A 20,796-nucleotide genomic window follows, 5' to 3' on the forward strand; every position below is an offset into this window, starting at 1 on the left:
GAGGGTTAACGCTTGCTGTGGTGAATGATCTCTTCGGCCACGTTGCGCGGCGCTTCGGCGTAGTGGCTGAATTCCATGGTGTAGGTGGCGCGGCCCTGCGACATCGAACGCAGGGTGGTCGAGTAGCCGAACATCTCGGACAGCGGCACCTTGGCGCGTATTTCCTTGCCGCCGCCGCCCGGGATATCTTCCATGCCCTGCACCAGACCGCGGCGTGAGGAGAGGTCGCCCATCACGTTGCCGGCGTAATCCTCCGGCGTTTCCACCTCCACCGACATGATGGGCTCCAGGATCACCGGATCCGCCAGGCGGCAGGCGTCCTTGAAGCCGAAGATCGCCGCCATGCGAAACGCCTGTTCCGACGAGTCGACGTCATGGTAAGAACCGAAGGTCAGGTGCACCTTGACGTCCACCACCTGATAACCGGCCAGCACGCCGTTATTCAGCGCCTCGAGCACGCCTTTTTTCACCGCCGGGATAAACTCGCCGGGAATGACGCCGCCCTTGATCTCATCGAAGAACTCGAAGCCTTTGCCGGGTTCGTTCGGCTCGACGGTCAGCACCACATGGCCGTATTGCCCTTTACCGCCGGACTGGCGCACGAACTTGCCTTCCACGTCGGCCACCCGTTTGCGGATGGTTTCGCGGTACGACACCTGCGGCTTGCCGGTGGTGGTCTCCACCCCGAATTCACGGCGCATGCGATCGACGATAATCTCCAGGTGCAGCTCGCCCATGCCGTAAATAATGGTCTGGCCGGATTCTTCATCGGTGCGCACCCGGAACGACGGATCTTCCGAAGAGAGGCGCTGCAGCGCGATGCCCATTTTCTCCTGGTCGCCCTTGGTTTTAGGCTCGATCGCCTGGGCGATCACCGGTTCAGGGAAGGTCATGCGCTCCAGCGTGATGATGGCGCCGGGATCGCACAGCGTATCGCCGGTGGTGACATCCTTCAGGCCGACGCAGGCGGCGATGTCGCCGGCGTGCAGCTCGTCGATGTCCTTACGATCGTTGGCATGCATTTGCACGATGCGGCCGATGCGCTCCTTTTTGCCTTTGATCGGGTTGTAAACGCTGCTGCCTTTGGCCAGCACCCCGGAGTAGACGCGCACGAAGGTCAGCTGGCCGACGAACGGATCGGTCATCAGCTTGAACGCCAGCGCCGAGAACTTTTCGTTGTCGTCGGCTTTGCGGGTGATGATTTCATCGTGTTCGCCGTGGCCTTCCATCGGCGGCACATCGAGCGGCGAGGGCATCAGCTCGATCACCGCGTCCAGCATGCGTTGCACCCCTTTGTTGCGGAACGCCGAGCCGCACAGCATCGGCTGGATTTCACCGGCGACGGTGCGCACCCGCAGCCCGTGGACGATCTCCTCTTCGCTCAGCGGCACCTGGTTGAGGTATTTCTCCATCAGTTCTTCCGAGGCTTCGGCGGCGGCCTCAATCATGTTTTCACGCCATTCCTGCGCCGAATCGCGCAGCTCTGCCGGGATCTCTTCGAAGCTGAAGTTCATGCCCTGCGAGGCCTCGTCCCACAGAATGGCCTTCATCCGCACCAGATCCACCACGCCGCTGAAGCGGTCTTCGGCGCCGATGGGGATAACGATCGGCACCGGGTTGGCTTTCAGGCGCTCGATCATCATTTTACGCACGCGGAAAAAATCCGCGCCGATGCGGTCCATCTTGTTGACGAACGCCAGCCGCGGCACCTTGTACTTGTTGGCCTGGCGCCAGACGGTTTCCGACTGCGGCTGCACGCCGCCCACCGAGTCATAGACCATCACGGCGCCGTCCAGCACGCGCATCGAGCGTTCCACTTCAATGGTGAAATCGACGTGCCCGGGGGTATCGATGATATTGATGCGGTGCTGCGGATAGTTATGCTGCATGCCGTTCCAGAAGCAGGTGGTGGCCGCCGAGGTGATGGTGATGCCGCGCTCCTGTTCCTGAGCCATCCAGTCCATGGTCGCCGCGCCGTCATGCACTTCACCCAGCTTGTGGCTGACCCCGGTGTAAAACAGAATCCGCTCGGTGGTGGTGGTCTTGCCGGCATCGATATGCGCGGAGATGCCGATATTGCGATAACGTTCGATAGGGGTGGTGCGAGCCATAATCAACCTTTCTTAGCCGCGTGAAGGAGAGCGGCTTAAACAGCATGGATAATGGTGATAATCCTCATAGGGTTATCCGTCGGATCGCAGAGCCTCGCTCTGGTCACAAACTAATCGTAGTTGAAGGCGTTGGTTTTTTTAAGCGATGGCTGTGATAGATGAAAGTTTGCACACAGGCGAAAAAAAGGCCCGTAACGGGCCTGTTGTCGAGCGGCGCGTTCGCCGCTTATTTGCGTCCCAGCAGGAAGCCGAAAACGATGCCGACCGCCGCCGCAACGGCCACGCCGGCCAGCGGGTTGGCTTCCACCTGCGTTCTTACGCTGTCCGCGGCGTCTCGGGCGGCATAGCTGGCCTGGGAGGCGTATTTGCGCGCCGCGCCGCGCACCTGATGCTCCGGCGAATCAACGGCTTTGCCGAACGCTTCTTCTACCGCGCCTGCGGCTTCATTGGCTTTGTCTTCCGCTTTTCCAAACATGCTGCTCTCCTGTTCCTTGTGGGATAATGAACTCTAAGCCTAGCAGGCAAACGACGTTTTTTGCAGCATTCTGTGCGTTATAAGAGCAATCCGAGCAGAGAAAAGTCTTGCCGGGCGCGCGGTGACGGCTTCACCCGCGCGGCTTTTTGTGTTCTATTGGCTAGCGGTTTAACCGGGTACCGTTACCCTTTGACCGATTCGTTGAGTTGAAAGGACTCCCCATGTCAGTACTGCGTATTCTGGCGCTGCTCGCCGCGACTGCCGCCGCGTTGCCCGCTCAGGCTAAGCCTGCGCTCCACGGGGCGGCGGCCGGAAACGGCATTCGTTGGCAATCTTGTCTCAACAGCGGCTTTCAGCGTTGGTTCGATGAGGCGCCGCCGCCGGGGCTGCGCTGTGGCTATCTCGAGGTGCCGCTGGCGTACGCCACGCCGCCCGCTCATACCGTGCAGGCGGGCGAACAGACCGTGCGCCTGGCGCTGACCCTGCTGCCCGCCACCGGGCCGAAAAAGGGCAGCGTGGTGACGATCAGCGGCGGGCCGGGCCTGCCGGGCATCAACCCCTATTTAGGCAACGACGCCCACGTCGCCAGACTGCGTAAATCCTACGACATCATCGGTTACGATCCGCGCGGCGTCGGCCAATCGACGCCGAAAATCTCCTGCCAGCTGGCCGAAGGTGACGAACTCCCTGAAACGGACGACAACGACGTGGCCGGCGCGGAGAACCAGACGCGCGCCCTGATTGCCGCCTGCATCAAACAGACCGGCGCGGACGTGCTGCAACATATCGGCACCGACGAAGCGGTCAACGATCTGAATGCGATCCGCCACGCGCTGGGCGAGCCAGGGCTGACGGCGGTGGCGTACTCTTACGGCACCAAGGTGGCGGCGCTGTATGCCGAGCGTTTTCCGAAGAAAACGCGCGCGCTGGTGCTCGACGGGGTGGTGGATCTGGCTGAGGACGATTTCACCCAGCGGCTGAACCAGGAACGGGGTTTCCAGCAAAGCTTCCTGCGCTTCGCCGCCTACTGCGGTAAAACCGACAGCTGTCAGCTGGGCGGCGGCGCCAATCAGGCGCTGCAGCGCTATCACGCCTTGCTGCGCAAGCTGCACGAGCAGCCGTTCGTCACTGCGGCAGGCTATGAAATCTCCGCCGACGACGTGTTGACGGTCACGCGTTCGCTGCTGCTGTGGCCGGAGCGCTGGCATGAGCTGGCCACCGTGCTGCGCCAGCTCGATGCCGGCATCGCCGGGCAGCAGGTTTCCGATCTGATCGACGAAAGCTATTCGCCGGATGCCGATGACGCCCTGAACGTCATCACCTGCGCCGACGTCGCCAACCCGACGGCCGATCCGCAGCAGTTGCGCCGGCAGCGGCAGGAGATCAATACCGCCGCTTTGTATGCCCACTATCTGCCGCTGCACGAATACCCGCTGGAAATGTGCGATCTGTGGCCGTACCGCGGCAAAGATCGGCCGCACACCCCGGCTGCGTCCGCCGCGCTGCCGCCGCTGCTGTTCGTCGCCCAGCGCTACGATCCGACCACCCCGTACCGCAACGCGCAAGTGATGGCCGCCGCCTTTAAAAGCCCGCTGATCACCCGCGAACGCGACGGGCATACGCTGGCGCTGAACGGCATCGACAGCTGCGTTGACGAAAGCGTGGTGGATTATCTGCTGGCGCCGAAAAAGCCGCGCCGCGACAAGATTTGCCGCTGAGAAGGCCGGGGAGCAGCCCGGCCTTAAGTGAGTCAGCCGGCGAAAATATGCGCCTGGCCCATCACGTTGAGAGTGACCTGAGAACCGGGCTGCAGGCCTTCGCGGCTGACGGTTTTGATCTCGATTTGCGCGCCGCCGGCGACCATCCGCAGGTTGAGCGTAGAGACGAAGCCGGCGAAATCGATGCCGGTGATCACCGCCTGGCCGCGCTGTGCCGGATCTGACAAACCGATTTGAATCTGCTCCGGGCGCAGCATGATGCGCGCCGGGCCGCTGCGTTGGCGATCGTCGACGGCGATGCGCCCCAGTGCGCAGTCGGCCCAGCCGTGCGCCAGTTCGGCGGTCAACACCAGCGTTTCGCCAAGGAAGCTGGCGGTCGGTTCATCGACCGGGCGCAGATAAAGATCCTGCGGCGCGCCCACCTGCGCCAGCCGGCCATTGCGCATCACCGCCACCTGATCGGCGAACGACAGCGCCTCGCTCTGATCGTGGGTGACCAGGATCGACGCTACTTTGGCCTCCGTCAGCAGTTCGGCCACCGCTTTTCGGGTGGCGGCGCGCAGGCCGGTATCCAGCGCCGAGAACGGCTCGTCCAGCAGCATCAGCCGGGGTTGCTGCGACAGAGCGCGCGCCAGCGCGACTCGCTGCTGCTGCCCGCCGGACAGTTCATGCGGCCACAGGGCCGCCAGACGGCGATCCAGCGCCACCATCTCCATTAACGCCTCGATGCGATGCTGTTTCTCGCGTTTGCTGCCCTTGAGGCCAAAACCGATGTTGCCGGCGACGGTAAAGTGCGGGAACAGCGCGCCATCCTGCGGAACGAAGCCGATGCCGCGCAGATGCGCAGGCACCCAGCCGCCGCCGTTGCCCATGGCTTGCCCCTGCAGCAGGATCTGGCCGCCGTCGGGGATTTCAAAGCCGGCGATGATGCGCAGCAGAGTGGTTTTGCCGGAGCCGGAAGGGCCGACGATCGCCGTGCGGCTGCCGGCGGTAACCTGCAGGTCAATGCGTTCCAGCACTCTGATGGCGTTGTAAGATTTTCCGATACCGTGCAGTTCGAGCGTGCTCATAGTCCCGCCGTGCGTTTAGATTGAGAATAAAGAAGCCAGGTGAGCGGCAATGACAGCGCCACCATAATCAGCGCATAAGGCGCTGCGGCGACGTAGTCGATCTCGCTGGTCAGCGCCCAGAAGCCGGTGGCCAGCGTGCGGGTGCCGTTCGGCGCCAGCAGCAGCGTGGCGGTCAGTTCATTGGCGATCGCCAGGAATACCAGCGCCGCGCCCGCAGCGGCGCCCGGCGCCGCCAGCCGCAGCGTGGTGTTCCACAACGCCTGCGCCGGCGATTTGCCCAGGCTGCGCGCCACGTTTTCCAATTCCACCGGCGCCTGTGCGATACCGGCGCGCAGATTGATCAGCGCCCGCGGCATAAACATCAGCAGATACGCCAGCAACAGGGTGATTTCGGTCTGGTAAATCGGCCGGAAGCTGTGAATGGTGATGGTCACCAGCGCCAGCGCCACCACGATGCCGGGCAGCGAGCTGGTCACGTAGTTGCAGCCTTCCAGCACCCGATACAGCCGGGCCGGATAGCGTACCGACAGCCAGGCCATCGGAATGGCGCACAGGGTGATCAGCAGCGCGCCGGCGGCGGACAGCGACAGCGTTTGCCACAGCGCGGGCCACAGATCGGCGTTGCGCCATACGTCGAGGCCGCCCAGCCACAGCCAGCGGGCCAGGGTAATGAAAGGCACGCCCAACGCCAGCGCAGTCAGCGCGATCGGCAGCAGCAGCGCCAGCGCGGCGAGCGGCGGCGAAAGGCGGCGCGGCGTTTGGCTGCGGGCACTGCCGGAACCGACGCGGGCATAGCGTGCGCGGCCACGGCTTATCGCCTCAAGCAACAGCAGCCCCAGGCAGCACAGCACCAACACGCCGGCCAGCATGTTGGCCGCCGGGCCGTTGAAGGTCGACTGGAACTGATCGAAGATGGCGGTGGTGAAGGTATCGAAACGGATCATGGCGTACAGGCCATACTCCGCCAGCAAGTGCAACGCGATCAGCAGCGAGCCGCCCCAGACCGCCAGCTTCAGCTGCGGCAGCACCACGCGGAAAAACACCGCCGGCGGCCGGGAGCCGAGTGAGGTGGCGACGTCCTCGATACCGGGATCCAGGCGGCGCAGCACGGCGGCGGCAGGCAGGTAGATAAACGGAAAGTAAGCGAGCACCGAGATGAAAACGCCAGCGCCCAGGCCGTGCATCGACGGCACCAGGCTGATCCAGGCATAGCTTTGCACGAAGGCCGGCACCGCCAGCGGCGCGGTCGCCAATACCGCCCAGAGACGGCGGCCCGGCAGCGTGGTGCGTTCGGTCAACCAGGCCAGGGCCACGCCCAGCACGGCGCAGATCGGCAGCGTCAGCACCACCAACAGCAGGGTATTCAACAGCAGCTCCGCCACGCGCGGGCGGAAAACCAGTGCTTTGACCGTTTGCCAGCCGGTTTCAACCGCCACGCCGATAACGAATCCCAACGGCAGCAGCGCCAGCAACGACAGCAACACGGCGCTGACCACCACGATCGCCCCTGGCCGCGGGTGACGGGGGACAACAGAATAACGCCGCGCGGTCTGCGCGGCGTGGGTACTCAGGTTTGACATAACGATCAAAAACTCTCGGTTTGCCGGCGGGCCTTACAGCAGGCCCGCCTCGGTCATCAGTTCGACAACTTTCTTACTGTTCAACTGCGCGGCGTCTACCTTCGGCGCGTCCAGATCTTTCAGCGGCACCAGTTTCGGGTTGGAAGCCGCACCGACGCCGACGGCGTATTCGAAGGCGTTGTTGGTGCGCAGGATCTCCTGGCCCTGTTTGCCGGTGATCCACTTGATGAACGCCTGCGCCTGCTGCTGATGCTTGCTGGAAGCCAGCACGCCGCCGCCGGAGATGCTGACGAAGGCGCCCGGATCCTGATGTTTGAAGTAATACAGCTTGATGTTGTTGCTGTTCTCGCCGGTTTTCGCGCCGTCCACGAACGGGTAGTAGTGATAGATCACGCCGCTGTCGATCTGGCCGGCATTGACCGCTTTCATCACCGTGCTGTTGCCTTTATAGGCGGTAAAGTTGGTTTTCATCGCTTTCAGCCAGTCCAGCGTGGCTTTCTCGCCTTTCAGCTCCAGCAGCGCGCTGACGATCGCCTGGAAATCGGCGCCCGACGGCGAAGCGGCCCAGCGGCCTTTCCATTCCGGCTTGGCCAGATCCAGCAGTGACTTCGGCAGCTGCGCGTCGCTCAGTTTGGCCGGGTTATAAACAAACACGGTAGAGCGGGCGGCGATGCCGATCCAGCGGCCGTGGCTTGGGCGATATTGTGGTTCCACCTGGGCCAGCGTGGCGGCGTCCAGCGGGGCGAACAGCTTGGCGTTATCCACCAACACCATCGCCGGGGAGTTTTCCGTCAGAAACACGTCGGCAGGTGAAGCGCTGCCTTCCTGTACCAGTTGGTTGCCCAGTTCGCTGTCGCCGCCGTTGCGCAGCGTCACCTTGATGCCGGTGTCTTTGGTAAATCCGTCGACCCAGGATTTCACCAGATTTTCATGCTGGGCGTTATAAATAACGATGCCCTGGTCGGCGGAGGCCGCCTGAGCGCCAAAGGCCAGCATCATCGAGGAGGCGAGCAGGGCGACGGGGCCGAGAGATGAAATACGCAGCTTCATGCAGTTATCCTTTTTAGCGTTCGAATGAAGAAAACGAATATCGCCTGGCGAGCGCAAGCAGGCCGATTTTAGCCAAGAACATCAATAATGATAGTGAAAACGATTCGTATTAAATTATTTTTGACGATCGCTCACAAAATGAATTGCCCTAAGGATAAGTTAAGCTTCGGCTGGAATAATCTGTATTGATTGCCTGAATTTATGTCACCGCCGGTTCACGGCGTTCCTGACGGGAATGCCGGTCTCCGCGTTTATCCTCGTGTTTTTCATCGTTCTGTCGCCAGTACTTCTTTGATAATGAAAGAAATTCAACACCGCTTTTGGTTATGACTCATAGCGATTAATGATTTAATTTATTCCACTGCCTCATTGCATATTAAACGCGATAAAACACTAATCAGGGATATCGACGTGAAATATTCATTTAATAGCAAGAAACTGGCTGGTTTAATCCTCCTGGCTTTTAACGCTGCGGCTACCCAAGCCGCCGAGGTGCCGGCAGGCGTTAAACTGGCGGCGGTGCAAGAACTGGTGCGCGCCAACGGGTATGAACCGGCGACGCTGGATCCAAACCTGGCCGAAAGCAATGTGGAGTTCTACATCTTCAACGATCTGTTCGAAGGCTTGCTGCGCGTCGGAAAAGACGGTGAAGTGATCCCGGCACTGGCGCAGACGTGGGAGCATCAGGGCAACGTCTGGACTTTCCATCTGCGGCCGCAGGCCAAATGGTCGAACGGCGATCCGGTGACCGCCGACGATTTCGTTTACAGCTGGCGGCGCCTCACCGATCCGAAAACCGCCTCGCCGTACGGCAGCTATCTGGCTTCGGCCTACGTGCTGAATGCGGCGGCGATCAACGCCGGCAGCAAACCGCCGAGCGAGCTGGGCGTCAAGGCGCCGGACGCGCACACTCTGCAGGTGACGCTGTCGGAGCCTAATTCCTATCTGCTCAAGCAACTGGTGCATTTCCCGGTTTTGCCGGTTAACCGCAAGGTGGTGGAGCAGTACGGCAAAAACTGGACGCAGCCGGCGTACTTTGTCGGCAACGGGGCGTTCCGCCTCAGCCAGTGGGTGGTGAACGAAAAGGTGGTGGTGGAACGTAACCCGCAGTATTGGGATAACGCCAATACCGTGCTCAACAAGGTCACCTTCTTGCCGATCCAGGGCTTCCCTGAAGTGGCGCGTTTTCGCGCCGGTGAGGTTGAGCTGGGGTATACCACGCCGCCGGAGCTGTATCAGCAGCTGAAAAAAACGCTCGGCGAGCAACAGCTGGTGACCTATCCGCTGCTCTCCACCAGCTATTTCGCCTTCAACAACCGCCAGGCGCCGTTTAACGACGTGCGGGTGCGCCAGGCGCTGAACCTGGCGCTGGACAAAGAGATTATCGCCGGCAAAGTGTTGGGATACGGCCAGCAGCCGGCCTGGACCTTTACCCCAACCGGGGCGGGCGGCTATAGCCTGCAGCCCGGCGCCGCGGCCGGTTTGACGCCGGAACAACGCCACGCCCAGGCGAAGCAACTGCTGGCGCAGGCCGGTTTCAACGCCGAGCATCCGCTGCGCTTTACCGTGCTGTACAGCAATGACGCCACCATCAAGAAGATCGTCATCGCCGCCGCCGCCATGTGGAAAAAGAACCTCGGCGCAGAGGCCACCTTGCAAAGCCAGGAGCGCAAAGTCACGCTGGACAATATCAACCGCGGGCAGTACGGCGTGGCCTTTACCCGCTGGCTGGCGGATTACAACGATCCGTCTACTTTCCTGAACGTGTTCCGTTCCGACAGCAGCGAGAACAGCCCCAAATACCGCAATCCGGAGTACGATCGCATTCTGCATCAGGCGACGGCGGCGCCGACACCGCAGCAGGTGCAGCAGTATTTCCAGCAGGCCGAGGCGGTGCTGGCCGTCGATACGCCGGTCGCGCCGGTGTACTACGAAGCCAACGCCACGCTCATCAAACCTTACGTGAAGGGGATCGACTTTACTCGTCAGGGCGCCTTATACGATAAAAACGTCTACATTCTCGAACACTGAAAAATAAAAAACGGCTGATTTATATCAGCCGTTTTTATAAATGGCCGTTTAATTAACATTATCCTAAATACTCCATAAACGACGGGCAATCTTTTCTTCCCGCCGGATAAAACAACGCCTATACTGCGCCGGTAGTTTATATGCAGTATCTCGTTTGGCGAGGCTCCTATACAAACACAGGTTACTGATCTGACGACATCGAGAGATGCCCAAGGTTAAGACAGGCTTTATCGGATTAAGGTTCAGCCCAAAGTAACTTCCGAGCAACAACTCGGATACGTTGTATAGTGCTAAAACCTGGACGCGGAGATAGGCAGTCTGCACTCCCTCTGTGGTTACGCCCCTATGCGATTCGCTGTTGAAGTTCACAACAGAAATAGGGACTGACAAAATGATCAAGTCACATCAACACTCTTCTTCTCCGGCGCTGAACGCGACTGAAACTCTCGACGAGACTTCGGTCGCCGGTTATATGAACGCCGATTTTATTACCGTTCCCGCAACGATGACGGTCAATCATGCCCGGGAATATTTACTTTCGCAGCTCAAAACGGACGAAATTCCCAGCCGGGTATTTATTACCGCGGACGATTATCATCTGCGCGGCACACTGTCGGTGAAAAAACTGTTGCAGTGCGAAGAACAGGATAAAGCCGTCGGCGTAATGATGGATTACAGCTATTTCCAGGTTTCACCCGACGATGACCGCAATGACGTGGCGCATCTGCTGGGCAAAGGCGGTTTGGACGTGGTGCCGGTGGTGGCCAATAACACGCTGGTCGGCGTACTGGGCGAGCGCGAGATCGCCCGGCTGGTCGAGGATGAAAACACCGAGGATGCACAACGCCAGGGTGCGAGCCTGCCGCTGGACAAGCCTTATCTGGAGACCAGCCCGTGGGCGCTGTGGCGCAAACGCTCGGTGTGGCTGCTGATGTTGTTCGTCGCTGAAGCCTACACCGGCAACGTGCTGAAAGCGTTTGAAGATCAGCTCGAAGCGGCGATTGCGCTGGCGTTCTTCATCCCGTTGCTGATCGGCACCGGCGGCAACAGCGGCACCCAGATCACCTCGACGCTGGTGCGCGCCATAGCGCTGGGAGAGGTCAGCCTGCGCAACCTGGGCGCGGTGATCCGCAAGGAGGTCACGACCTCGCTGCTGATCGCCGTCACCATTGGTCTGGCGGCCTGGGTGCGCGCCTGGATCATGGGCGTCGGCATGGAGGTGACGCTGGTGGTCAGCCTATCGCTGGTGGCGATCACCGTGTGGAGCGCCATTGTTTCGTCGATCATCCCGATGCTGCTGAAACGTCTCGGCATCGATCCTGCCGTGGTGTCGGCGCCGTTTATCGCCACCTTTATCGATGGCACCGGCCTGATTATTTATTTCAAAATCGCCCAGCACGTTTTGGGTATTTAAACCGCTCCGCCCATAAAGGGTGGAAATGTGACAAGCCTGAGGAGGACGTTAAAAACCATGGATGCCGACCAACCCCGATATTTAACGCAAGGGGATTTTATCGATAACATTTAACCTGAGGACAAAATAATGGGAAACATGACTATTTTTATGGGATTCCTGGCAATGATCAGCTCGCTGGGCCTGTTGGCGGCCTATATGAGCACCAAATGGGATGATTAATGAACGCTAAAGATCCGCCTAGATGCATCCTCCCCGTGATCGCTATTTATTATGGGGAGGATTTAGCGGCGCGCTGAACGCGCAGCCTAAAACGGGAGTTGATAATAATGACGATTCTTATTCTGGGATTGCTCTACGCCATTTTAATGATTTCGGTGGGGGTGAATGAGATTTATTTTTATTCCACCGGAAAATCCAATTTTCTTACTAGCCTCATGCTGACTTTCTCTGGCAGTATGCTGCTGATCGCCTTTGTCTGGCAATTATCCTCTAAAGTAAAAAATAAATCACCGTCCGAATGTGAGCAGCATCATGCAAAATGAAAAACAGGCCGTGGCCAGAAACTCGATGATCGCCAGCGGGTTGCTGGCCACGGGCAAATTCGTCGCCGGCATTTTTACCGGCAGTATTGGCCTGATATCCGAAGGGATCCACTCTTTCACCGATTTTATCGCCACCAGCATCACCTGGCTGGCGGTGCGCATCAGCGATAAACCCGCCGATGACGATCACCACTTCGGCCACGGCAAGGTGGAAAACCTGGCGGCGCTGTTCGAGGTGTTGCTGTTGCTCGGTGCCGCCGGTTGGATCGTCTACGAGGCGGGCAGCAGCCTGCTTGGGCAGCCGCATGAGATCGTCGCGGCGCCGGTGGTGATCGCGGTGCTGCTGATTTCCATCTGCGTCGATTTTTTCCGCGTGCGGGCGCTCAACCGCGTCGCCAGGGCGACCGACAGCGCGGCGCTGGAAGCGGATGCGCTGCATTTCTTCTCCGACATGCTTTCGTCCGGCGTGGTACTGCTGGGCATGGTGTTTGTGCTGCTGGGCTTTGGCCGTGCGGACGCCATCGCCGCGCTGATCGTCGCCGGTTTTATCTTTGTCGCGGCAATCAAACTGGGTAAACGCTCCTTCGACTCGCTGATGGATGCCGCGCCGGCCGGAGCCACCGAGGCGATTCACGCCACGCTGGACAGCTTCCCGGCGGTGCTGGCCTGCGACAGCGTGCGTATTCGCAACGCCGGCGCCGTACTGTTTGTCGAGCTCACGGTGGCGGTGTGCCGCACATTGCCGCTGGAGCGCATCGATGCGCTCAAGCGAGAAATCGTCGAACGACTGCGGGAGCAGTATGCCAAGGCGGAGTTTACCGTCATCGCGGTGCCGCAGACCCGCAGCGACGAAGACATGGCGACGCGCATTCGGGCGATCGCCGCCAATCACGGCGCGCAGGTGCAGAACGTCACCTTGCAGCAGTTGCCGACGCGCATGGCGATCGGCATGGATCTGGCGGTGCCGGCCAACGCCAGCGTGGCGCAGGCGCATGATATCGCCACGGAGATAGAAGGGATCCTGCGTCAGGCGATCGGCGAGGACACCGAGATAGAGACCCATCTGGAGCCGCAGACGCCGCACTGGCTGGCCAGCGAGGATGTTTCCGCCGCCGAGCTGGCCGATATCCGGCTGATTTTGCAGTCGGCGCTGGAGCAGGGGGATAAGGTGCAAGACGTCCATAACATCCGCGCGCGCAGGACCGACGGCGGCATCATCGTCAACTTCCACTGCCGGGTGTCGCCGGCGGTAACCATCGCCGCCGCGCACGATGCGGTCGATCGGGTCGAGCGGCGGCTGCGCGCGCTTTATCCGGCCATCTCACGCGCGATAGGGCACGTCGAGCCGATCAAGCCCGGCGTTTGAATCAGCTCGGCCAATTGCGGATAGAGCGCCGCGTTGGCCAGCAGCAGCGGGTTGCCGCGTCGCAGCCCGTTGTGGTGCATAAAGTCATTCGCCACGCCGCCGGCTTCGCGCGTCAGCACCAGCCCAGGCAGGCTGTCCCAGGCGTTCATATGCGGTTCGTAATAGCCCAGCAGCCGGCCGGCGGCCACCTGTGCGGTCATCAACGCGCCGGAACCGCTGCGCACAAACATGCCGCCCGCCTGCAGCAGGCGACAGAGAAAACCGCTGAATTCCGCCGCCGAGGCGCGCGGTGATATCCCGACGCCCATCACGCCATCCGCGACGCTGCGCCCGGCATGCACGCCGATCGGTTCCCCGTTGAGGAAAGCGCCTTGGCCGCGGCAGGCGCGGAACATCTCGCGGTGGTTGGGATCGTAGACCACGCCGATCGCTGGCTCACCGTCGATCACAACGCCTATCGCGATACACCAGGTATGCAGCCCGTTCAGGAAGCAGGCGGTGCCGTCAATCGGATCGACCACCCAAATACAGGCGGCATTATCGCCGCTGCTGCCGCTCTCTTCGCCGAGAAACCCGTCCTGGGGAAACCGACGGTTGATCATACGGCGGATCAGCGCCTCGACTCGGCGGTCGGCCTCGCTGACCACGTCCTGCAGCCCCTGTTTAAACTCGACGGCCAGACTTTGCCGGCGTTGATAAAAGCTGAAGGCGAGATCGGCGGCGGCGCGGGCGATCTCACGCGCGAAGCGGTAGCGCGCCTCGATGTCCCGTGGAGAGAGTGACGTCATGGAGTGCCTGATAACGAAAAAAAGAATGGCAGTAGCCTGCCAGAGAATGATGAAAGTAATGTGTCGCTCAGCGCTGCGGATAACAAAAGCGCAGCGTGTCGCGTCTCAAACCGCCGGCGGCACGCGGTTTTTACAAAGAGGAAAAAACAGGCCGCCGGGCGGCCTGTGAGATTGATGACAAACCTTATACCCTTGCCGGGTTGGCAGAGAGCACCGAATAAAAAACAAGGAAAATCAATTTATTGATTTTCGGCTGATCGCCACAAAGAGGGGAAAAACCACGCTTTTTCCCCTCTTTGTCAATAGCCTGACAGGCCGCCGGGGGCGGCCTGTGGGATTAGCCCAGATGCAACCGGGCGGTGATGTCGGCAATCTCGCGGCGCCAACGCGCCTGAAGCTCCGGTTTTTGATGCTTCGGTTTACGCGCCAGGTCGGCCTCCAGTTTGCTTTCGAGGGCCAACAGGGCGGTCAGCAACGCCTCTTCGCCTTCCAACTGCGGGTTTGGCGTCGGGGCGTCTGCGTTGGCCTGGTGCGCCGTCGGCAGCGCCGGCGTTTCGCCCGCCAGACGCTGGTATACCGGCGCCAGATCGTGCCACTCCTCCAGTTTTTGTTGGTCTATCAGCCAAAAGCGGTTGCAGCTCTGTTCGATCAGCATCCGATCGTGGGTGACCAGCATGACGGCGCCGGGGAACTGACGCAGCGTTTCCGCCAGCTCCTCTTTGCCCGCCATATCCAGGTGGTTGGTGGGCTCGTCCAGCAGCAGCAACGAATGGTTGGCCAGCGTCAGGCCGACAAACAGCAACCGTGAACGCTCGCCGCCGCTCAGCGAACGGATCTGCTGATGGTGGCGCAGGTAAGGGAAACCGGCGCCGATCAGCGCCATTTTCCGCTGTTCCTCGGTCAGCGGCGCAAACTGCGCCAGCGCTTCGCTCAACGTGTCTTCATCGCGCAGCTGTTGCAGGCTCTGATCGTAATAGCCGATGCGCACGCGCGGATGGAACAGCGCCGGGCGCTGCGTTTGTTGCTGATACTCGCGCCACAGCAGGCGCAGCAGCGACGATTTGCCGCAGCCGTTGCGCCCGACGATGGCGATGCGATCGCCGCTTTTCACGCGCAGATGTTCCAGGCTGAACAGCACCGGCGCATCCGGCGCCGGGCGCACCGCCCAGTGCGGCAGCGCCAGCAGGCGATCGGCGTCCAGCGCTTCTCCCTGCAGCCGCAGCCGCCACGGGCTGCCGGCGGTCAGGGTGGTCTGTTCTTCCTTCAACCGATCGACGCGCTTCTCCATTTGCTTGGCCTTGCGCGCCAGATCTTCGTTGTCGTAGACCTTGCCCCAGGTCGCCAGGCGCTTGGCGCTTTTTTCCACCCGGTCGATTTCCTTTTGCTCGGCCTGTCGCCGCTGTTCGTCTGCGGCGTCCTGTTCCGCCAGCGCGGTGCGCGCCGCAGAGCAGGGCAAACGGAAGAACTGCAGTGTTTTGTCGCGCAGGATCCAGGTGCAGTTGGTTACCTGGTCGAGCAGGTAGCGATCGTGCGACACCAGCACGAAGCTGCCGGTCCAGTTACGCAAGAACTGTTCCAGCCACAGTAGCGTGGGCAGGTCCAGGTGGTTGCTGGGTTCGTCGAGCAGCAGCAGATCGGGTTGGCGGATCAGCGCGCGCGCCAACAGCAGCCGCGTATGCTGGCCGCCGCTGAGGGTGCCGGCGGTCAGCGTCCAGCTCGCCGGCTCAAACCCCAGCTCGGCCAGTAGCGCTTCGCAGCGCCAGCGTTCGCTGAGGTGTTGGCCCGCAGGCAGCCGCGCCAGAACCGCATCCAGCAGGGTGCTGGTGTGCAGTTCCGGCGGCAGGTGCTGCTCGATGCGCGCCATCAGACATTGATGTGACAATGTCACCGTTCCGGTGTGCGCAGGCAGGTCGCCGCTGAGAATTTGCAGCAGGGTGCTTTTGCCGCAGCCGTTATCGCCGATCAAACCGATGCGGTCGCCTTTTTTCAGGCTGAAGGAAATCTCGCTCAGCAGGACGCCGAACGCGTTGTCGTAACCGACAGATTGTGCAGACAGTAATGTGCTCATTGCTTACTCAAGAGTTACAGGCATGACAATGCCTATCGTCAAACATTGCTGACGACAACCCGGTAAGCCGGAGGGAAGATCCTGGATTTAGTAAGCTTCGCTCAAGCTGGGTTATCGCAGCGCGATACCGGTAATGCTTGAGCGGCGACGATTACCAAAGAAGTGTGAGTGAAAAACCAATTCACACGTCAGCATAGTAAGTCTCCTTTTATTGGTTGCAGGTTAATCGGTGGCTGGATTATAGAGCGCTTCATGCCGTATCGCCAGTGTAAAAGCGCCTGAATTATCAGCAAGCTAAGGCGAGCGCGGGCGCGTGGCACACAATGGGAATAATTACTGTATTTCGGCCGACATTAAGCAGCTATTATAATTAGCGTTTATGGTTAAGCGACGGTTCATCCGCCGCCTGTTCGTCTGTCTATCAGATAATGATGCTGAGCACTGAATTTATGTTAAAGCCTCGCCCGTTCCTGCTGTTGTTATTATTGCTGTTGGGTATGCAACTGACGCCGTTCGCCGCCGTCGCCGCCACCCAGGATGATCCCGCCGCCGAAAGCGCGCCCGATCCCGCTACGCAGCTGAAAGCCGCGCAAAAGCAGTTGGACAGCATGAAGCAGCTGGTTTCCAAAGCGACGACCGACACCCAGCTCAGCAAGCTGCGGTTGGCGACGGACGATCTGGTCGCCAGCATGGATAAATTGTCCGCCGATCTGCAGCCGGTGCAGGAAAAACTGCAGGCGCAGCTGGACGTGCTGGGGCCGGCCCCGGCGGCCGGCGCGCTGCCGGAAACCCCGGCCGTCGCCCAGCAGCGCAATGCGCTGAACAGCAGCAAGAAGCAGTTGGACGATGCGGTAAAACGCGCGCAGGCCATCAAGACCAGCGCCTTCGATCTGGGCCAGCAGATCAGCGATCTGCGCAGGGTGGCGTTCAAAACCCAGCTGGCGCTGAACACCGGCAGCATTTTGGGCGTCAAATTCTGGACGCCAGTCGTGCAGCCGTCAGCGGATGACGTGCAGCGGCTGGACCAGTTCAACGCCGAGATGAAAGCGGCCTGGGACGCCAGTTGGCAGGACGAATGGCGGTACGGCACGCTGGCGTTGCTGGCGCTGGCGGTGATCGTCTGGTCCTGGGGGCGCTATTTGTCCGAGCGTTTCCTCGCCTGGGTCAGCATTCGCTTCCTGCCGGACGGGCGCCTGCGCCGCAGCTTTATGGCCATCATCACCGTGGCGGTGACGGTGATCACCACCTCGATTGCGCTGAACCTGCTGTATTACGTCTTTATCCGCGTGCAGCCGCTGCCGGTGATGCTGGAAGACTTTGCCGAAGGCTTTAACCGTCTGGGGATTTTCTGCGCGCTGATCGCCGGGCTGGGGCGTGCGGCGCTGTCGCTGAATCGCCCGTCCTGGCGTTTGGCTGCGCTGGACAATGAAGTGGCCGCCGGGCTGCGTTATTTCTCGCCGCTGCTGGCCGGTCTGGCGCTGGCGTTCGGTACTGTGGAGCTGATCAACAACGTCGTCAGCGCCTCATTGGCCACCACCATCTTCGGCAACGGCCTGGTGGCGGGGCTGATCGGCATGGTGCTGCTGGCGGCGCCGCTGCGCGGCCAGCGTATTCGTCGCCGTCTGGAGCAGCAGGGCGCGCACCTGGAAAAACGCACGCTGGTCGGCGGGCTGGTGCACATCGTCACCCTGGTGTGTTCGGTGGTGATCCTGCTTTCCCTGCTTATCGGCTACATCGCCTTCGCCCGCTTCCTGACCTACCAGCTGATCTGGGTGGTGCTGGTGCTGATGGCGTTCTACTTCATGGTGCTGTTCGCCACCGACCTGTGCGCCGCGCTGTTTTCGCCGCAGACCGTCAGCGGCAAGATGCTGAAGAAAACGCTCAGCTTCAAGGATCGCCATCTGGAGCAGGTGGCGATCATCACCACCGCGCTGGCCAAATGTTCACTGTTGCTGTTGATGATCGTCGCGTTGTTCAACGGCTCGTTCGGCAGCACCACGCCGGGCTCGCTGATGGAGAAAATCGTCTCGATCCTGACCGGCGAAGGCTTGCAGCGTTTCAACATCGTGCCCGGCAACCTGCTCAACGCCGTGATCTGCCTGGCGATCGGCATCTACATCCTGCGCGCGGTGCGGCGCTGGCTGGGCTCTGAGTTGCTGCCGAAGACCATTTCGGACGTCGGCATTCGCGCCTCGCTGGTGACGCTATTCAGCAATATCGGCTATGTGCTGGTGATTCTGATCACCCTGGCGGCGCTGGGCATCCAGTGGAGCAACCTGGCGTGGATCGTCAGCGCCCTGTCGGTCGGTATCGGTTTCGGTTTGCAGGAGATTGTGAAGAACTTTATTTCCGGCCTGATCCTGCTGACCGAACGCCCGGTGAAGGTCGGGGATATGATCGGCATCGGCGGCGTGGAAGGCGACGTGCGGCGCATCAACGTGCGCGCTACCGAAATCCAGCTCAGCGACCGTTCCACCATGATCGTACCGAACTCGCAGCTGATCTCGCAGAACGTGCGCAACGCCACCATGGGCAACGCGCAAGGCGTGGTGACCATCGCGTTGACGTTCCCGACCTCGATCGATCCGGAGCAGGTGCGCAATATCTTGCTCAGCGCCTATAACGAGTACGAAACCATTCTGGACACGCCGGCGCCTTACGTGCGCTTCAGCCAACTGGGGCCGGACGGCATTATCCTGAGCGTGACCGGCTATGTGCCGAGCCCGCGCATGGTCGGCGCCACCAAGAGCGAACTGCTGTTCAATATCCTCAAGCTGCTGCGCGCGCAGGAAGTGAGCCTGTCCAGCCCGCAAGAAGTGGTATTTATGAAGCAGCAGGCGACGCGATATCAGGCCAATGAAGAGGAGCACTCCTCCTAGTGCTGGTTTGAGGCGGCGGGCCGTTAAGCGACGGCCCGCCGAGCGCGGCTAGTACATCGATGGTTCCACCGATTGCGAGCAGTCGCTGTTGGCGCTGGATTTGGTGCAGGTGTAAGGTTCATTTGGCGATGCCGAAGGCGCATTCGATGGGCCGCCGCCTCCGCCGATACAACCGCTCAGCATCAACGTCAAAAACACGAGAATTATCTTCTTCATCTCACCGTCCTCCATTGCGATTCCTCCTTTAAGTATATGCCGGGAAAGCGAACGGCACCGCTTGCCGCTGCGAACTATACTCCCTGGATGCCGTATTGATGCTCAACCTCGGCGAATGAGGGGAGAAAGATGCAAACCGACGACGATTTGACCCGCTTTGCCGCGCAGGGCGCGCCGCCGTTGCCGCCCGGTTCCAGGCAGGGCTTTGTCGAACACGACGGCGCGCACATCTGGTATGCGGCCTATGGCGCTGATCCGACGCTGATCCTGTTGCACGGCGGCCTGGGCCACAGCGGCAACTGGGGGTATCAACTGCCGGCGCTGCTGGCCGCCGGGTACGGGGTGTTGCTCATCGATAGCCGCGGGCACGGGCGCAGCACGCGCGACGCCCGGCCGTATCGTTACGATCGGATGGCCGATGATCTGTTGGCGGTGATGGCGGCGCTGCAAATCCCCCACGCCGCGCTGGCGGGCTGGAGCGACGGCGCTTGCGTCGCGCTCATCGCCGCACATCGGGCGCCCGAGCGGGTGGACGGCGTCTTTTTCTTCGGCTGCAATATGGATGCCAGCGGGGTTAAACCGCCGCCGTCCAGTCCGCTCGTCGAGCGTTGCTTTGCGTGCCATGCGCAGGACTATGCCGCCTTGTCACCGACGCCGGAGGATTTCGCTCCCTTCGTCTCCGCCGTAAGCCTGATGATGAGCAGCCAGCCGGACTACCGCGCACAGGAATTGGCGGCCATTCGCGTGCCGGTGACGATCGTTCACAGCGAACACGATGAATTTATCCGCGCCGAACATGCCGCCTACCTGAGCCGCAGCATTCCTGGCGCCCGTTTGACGACACTGCCGGGCGTCAGCCATTTCGCGCCGCTGCAGCGGCCCGCGCTGTTCAACCGCGCGTTGCTGGATTTTCTCGCCGGTGTGATGCCGCCGCCTGCGCGTTGACGCTCGTTGTTCTATGCTGGAGGCGGGGCATTTGGGCATCATCGAAGAGGACATCATGAGCGAAAGCATCGTGGTCAGATCGCTGGAACAACGGGATTACGCCGCCTGGCTGGCACTGTGGCAAGGGTATAACGCCTTTTACGGCCGGGAGGGGGCAACGGCGCTGCCGGATGAGGTGACACAGACCACCTGGCGGCGTTTTTTCGACGCCTACGAACCGATGTACGCGCTGGTCGCCGAGCATCAGGGGCAGGTCGTTGGATTAACGCACTATCTTCTGCACCGCAGCACCATTCAGCTGCAGCCCAACTGCTATCTGCAGGATCTGTTCACCGCAGAGGCGGTGCGCGGCAAAGGGGTGGCGAGGGCGCTGATCGCGGCGGTTTACGAGCGCGCGCAGCAGTTGGGATTGCCGCGCGTCTATTGGAATACCCACGAAACCAACCAGATCGCCATGCGGCTGTACGACAAGGTGGCGGAGCGCCCCGGTTTTGTGATGTATCGCAAGGCATTTCGACGCGGGATGAAATGAAAACGGGC

At 60.9% G+C, this 20,796-nt stretch carries 17 protein-coding genes and 1 riboswitch; of the genes, 9 read left to right on the plus strand and 8 right to left on the minus strand.

Annotated elements, in window-relative coordinates:
* Window positions 1-5: 5 nt before the first annotated feature.
* Window positions 6-2,111 carry an elongation factor G gene (gene fusA / locus L085_RS16030; RefSeq protein ID WP_044031183.1) on the minus strand — a complete coding sequence of 702 codons (2,106 nt, stop codon included), beginning with the start codon at window positions 2,109-2,111 and terminating at the stop codon, window positions 6-8.
* A 226-nt stretch (window positions 2,112-2,337) separates the two neighbouring features.
* Entirely contained in the window at window positions 2,338-2,586 is a 249-nt protein-coding gene (locus L085_RS16035) for a DUF883 family protein (protein ID WP_004938127.1), read from the minus strand.
* Window positions 2,587-2,807: 221 nt separating this feature from the next.
* On the opposite strand from L085_RS16035, the gene L085_RS16040 reads away from it, so the two are divergent.
* The gene (locus L085_RS16040; RefSeq protein WP_044031184.1) at window positions 2,808-4,304 is read left to right on the plus strand and encodes an alpha/beta hydrolase; all 1,497 of its coding nucleotides are present in this window, start codon (window positions 2,808-2,810) and stop codon (window positions 4,302-4,304) included.
* Window positions 4,305-4,336: 32 nt separating this feature from the next.
* Here L085_RS16040 and L085_RS16045 read toward each other — a convergent pair whose 3' ends face one another.
* Genes L085_RS16045 through L085_RS16055 form a run of 3 tightly spaced genes read right to left on the minus strand, consistent with a single transcriptional unit; the run spans window position 4,337 to window position 8,004 of the window.
* A complete protein-coding gene (locus tag L085_RS16045; protein ID WP_044031185.1) occupies window positions 4,337-5,374 on the minus strand; it encodes an ABC transporter ATP-binding protein in 1,038 nt (345 codons plus the stop codon).
* On the minus strand, window positions 5,371-6,954 hold the full coding sequence (locus L085_RS16050; RefSeq protein ID WP_044031186.1) for an iron ABC transporter permease: 1,584 nt from the start codon (window positions 6,952-6,954) through the stop codon (window positions 5,371-5,373). Before L085_RS16050 ends, L085_RS16045 begins: the two co-directional genes overlap by 4 nt.
* 33 nt (window positions 6,955-6,987) lie before the next feature.
* Window positions 6,988-8,004: an iron ABC transporter substrate-binding protein gene (locus tag L085_RS16055; RefSeq protein ID WP_004938115.1), complete on the minus strand. Its 1,017-nt coding sequence runs from the start codon at window positions 8,002-8,004 to the stop codon at window positions 6,988-6,990.
* Window positions 8,005-8,415: 411 nt separating this feature from the next.
* Between L085_RS16055 and L085_RS16060 the strand changes: the two genes are divergently transcribed.
* From L085_RS16060 to L085_RS16075, 5 genes are all read left to right on the plus strand, one after another.
* Window positions 8,416-10,035, plus strand: coding sequence for an ABC transporter substrate-binding protein (locus L085_RS16060; protein ID WP_044031187.1), 1,620 nt, complete (start codon window positions 8,416-8,418; stop codon window positions 10,033-10,035).
* A gap of 142 nt (window positions 10,036-10,177) precedes the next feature.
* Window positions 10,178-10,351: riboswitch (M-box (ykoK) riboswitch) on the plus strand.
* A 75-nt stretch (window positions 10,352-10,426) separates the two neighbouring features.
* Complete coding sequence (locus L085_RS16065; RefSeq protein ID WP_044031188.1) at window positions 10,427-11,449, plus strand: magnesium transporter; 1,023 nt, start codon at window positions 10,427-10,429, stop codon at window positions 11,447-11,449.
* A gap of 129 nt (window positions 11,450-11,578) precedes the next feature.
* Window positions 11,579-11,671 carry a protein MgtS gene (gene mgtS / locus L085_RS25410; protein ID WP_004938109.1) on the plus strand — a complete coding sequence of 31 codons (93 nt, stop codon included), beginning with the start codon at window positions 11,579-11,581 and terminating at the stop codon, window positions 11,669-11,671.
* Window positions 11,672-11,778: 107 nt separating this feature from the next.
* The gene (locus L085_RS16070; protein WP_044031189.1) at window positions 11,779-11,994 is read left to right on the plus strand and encodes a hypothetical protein; all 216 of its coding nucleotides are present in this window, start codon (window positions 11,779-11,781) and stop codon (window positions 11,992-11,994) included.
* Complete coding sequence (locus L085_RS16075; RefSeq protein ID WP_044031190.1) at window positions 11,984-13,360, plus strand: cation diffusion facilitator family transporter; 1,377 nt, start codon at window positions 11,984-11,986, stop codon at window positions 13,358-13,360. The genes L085_RS16070 and L085_RS16075 overlap by 11 nt, the downstream gene beginning before the upstream one ends.
* Here L085_RS16075 and L085_RS16080 read toward each other — a convergent pair.
* Both L085_RS16080 and L085_RS16085 read right to left on the minus strand, forming a co-directional pair.
* Entirely contained in the window at window positions 13,303-14,148 is an 846-nt protein-coding gene (locus L085_RS16080) for an inositol monophosphatase (RefSeq protein WP_021503739.1), read from the minus strand. The two genes, L085_RS16075 and L085_RS16080, sit on opposite strands and share 58 nt — an antisense overlap.
* A gap of 337 nt (window positions 14,149-14,485) precedes the next feature.
* Window positions 14,486-16,216 carry an ABC-F family ATP-binding cassette domain-containing protein gene (locus L085_RS16085; RefSeq protein ID WP_044031191.1) on the minus strand — a complete coding sequence of 577 codons (1,731 nt, stop codon included), beginning with the start codon at window positions 16,214-16,216 and terminating at the stop codon, window positions 14,486-14,488.
* A 449-nt stretch (window positions 16,217-16,665) separates the two neighbouring features.
* Here L085_RS16085 and L085_RS16090 point away from each other — a divergent pair, with 449 nt between their 5' ends.
* Window positions 16,666-19,095, plus strand: coding sequence for a DUF3772 domain-containing protein (locus L085_RS16090; protein WP_193378770.1), 2,430 nt, complete (start codon window positions 16,666-16,668; stop codon window positions 19,093-19,095).
* A 48-nt stretch (window positions 19,096-19,143) separates the two neighbouring features.
* Here the strand turns inward: L085_RS16090 and L085_RS16095 are convergent, their stop codons facing one another.
* Window positions 19,144-19,326 (minus strand): hypothetical protein, encoded by a 183-nt coding sequence (locus L085_RS16095; RefSeq protein WP_004938091.1) that lies wholly within the window; start codon window positions 19,324-19,326, stop codon window positions 19,144-19,146.
* Window positions 19,327-19,440: 114 nt separating this feature from the next.
* On the opposite strand from L085_RS16095, the gene L085_RS16100 reads away from it, so the two are divergent.
* Together L085_RS16100 and L085_RS16105 are read left to right on the plus strand one after the other, a co-directional pair.
* Window positions 19,441-20,256, plus strand: a complete 816-nt coding sequence (locus L085_RS16100; protein ID WP_044031192.1) for an alpha/beta hydrolase — start codon at window positions 19,441-19,443, stop codon at window positions 20,254-20,256.
* Window positions 20,257-20,311: 55 nt separating this feature from the next.
* Entirely contained in the window at window positions 20,312-20,788 is a 477-nt protein-coding gene (locus L085_RS16105; protein ID WP_044032067.1) for a GNAT family N-acetyltransferase, read from the plus strand.
* The last annotated feature ends 8 nt before the right edge of the window (window positions 20,789-20,796 follow it).

Source organism: Serratia sp. FS14 (assembly GCF_000695995.1).
Taxonomy (GTDB): Bacteria; Pseudomonadota; Gammaproteobacteria; order Enterobacterales; family Enterobacteriaceae; genus Serratia; species Serratia nematodiphila.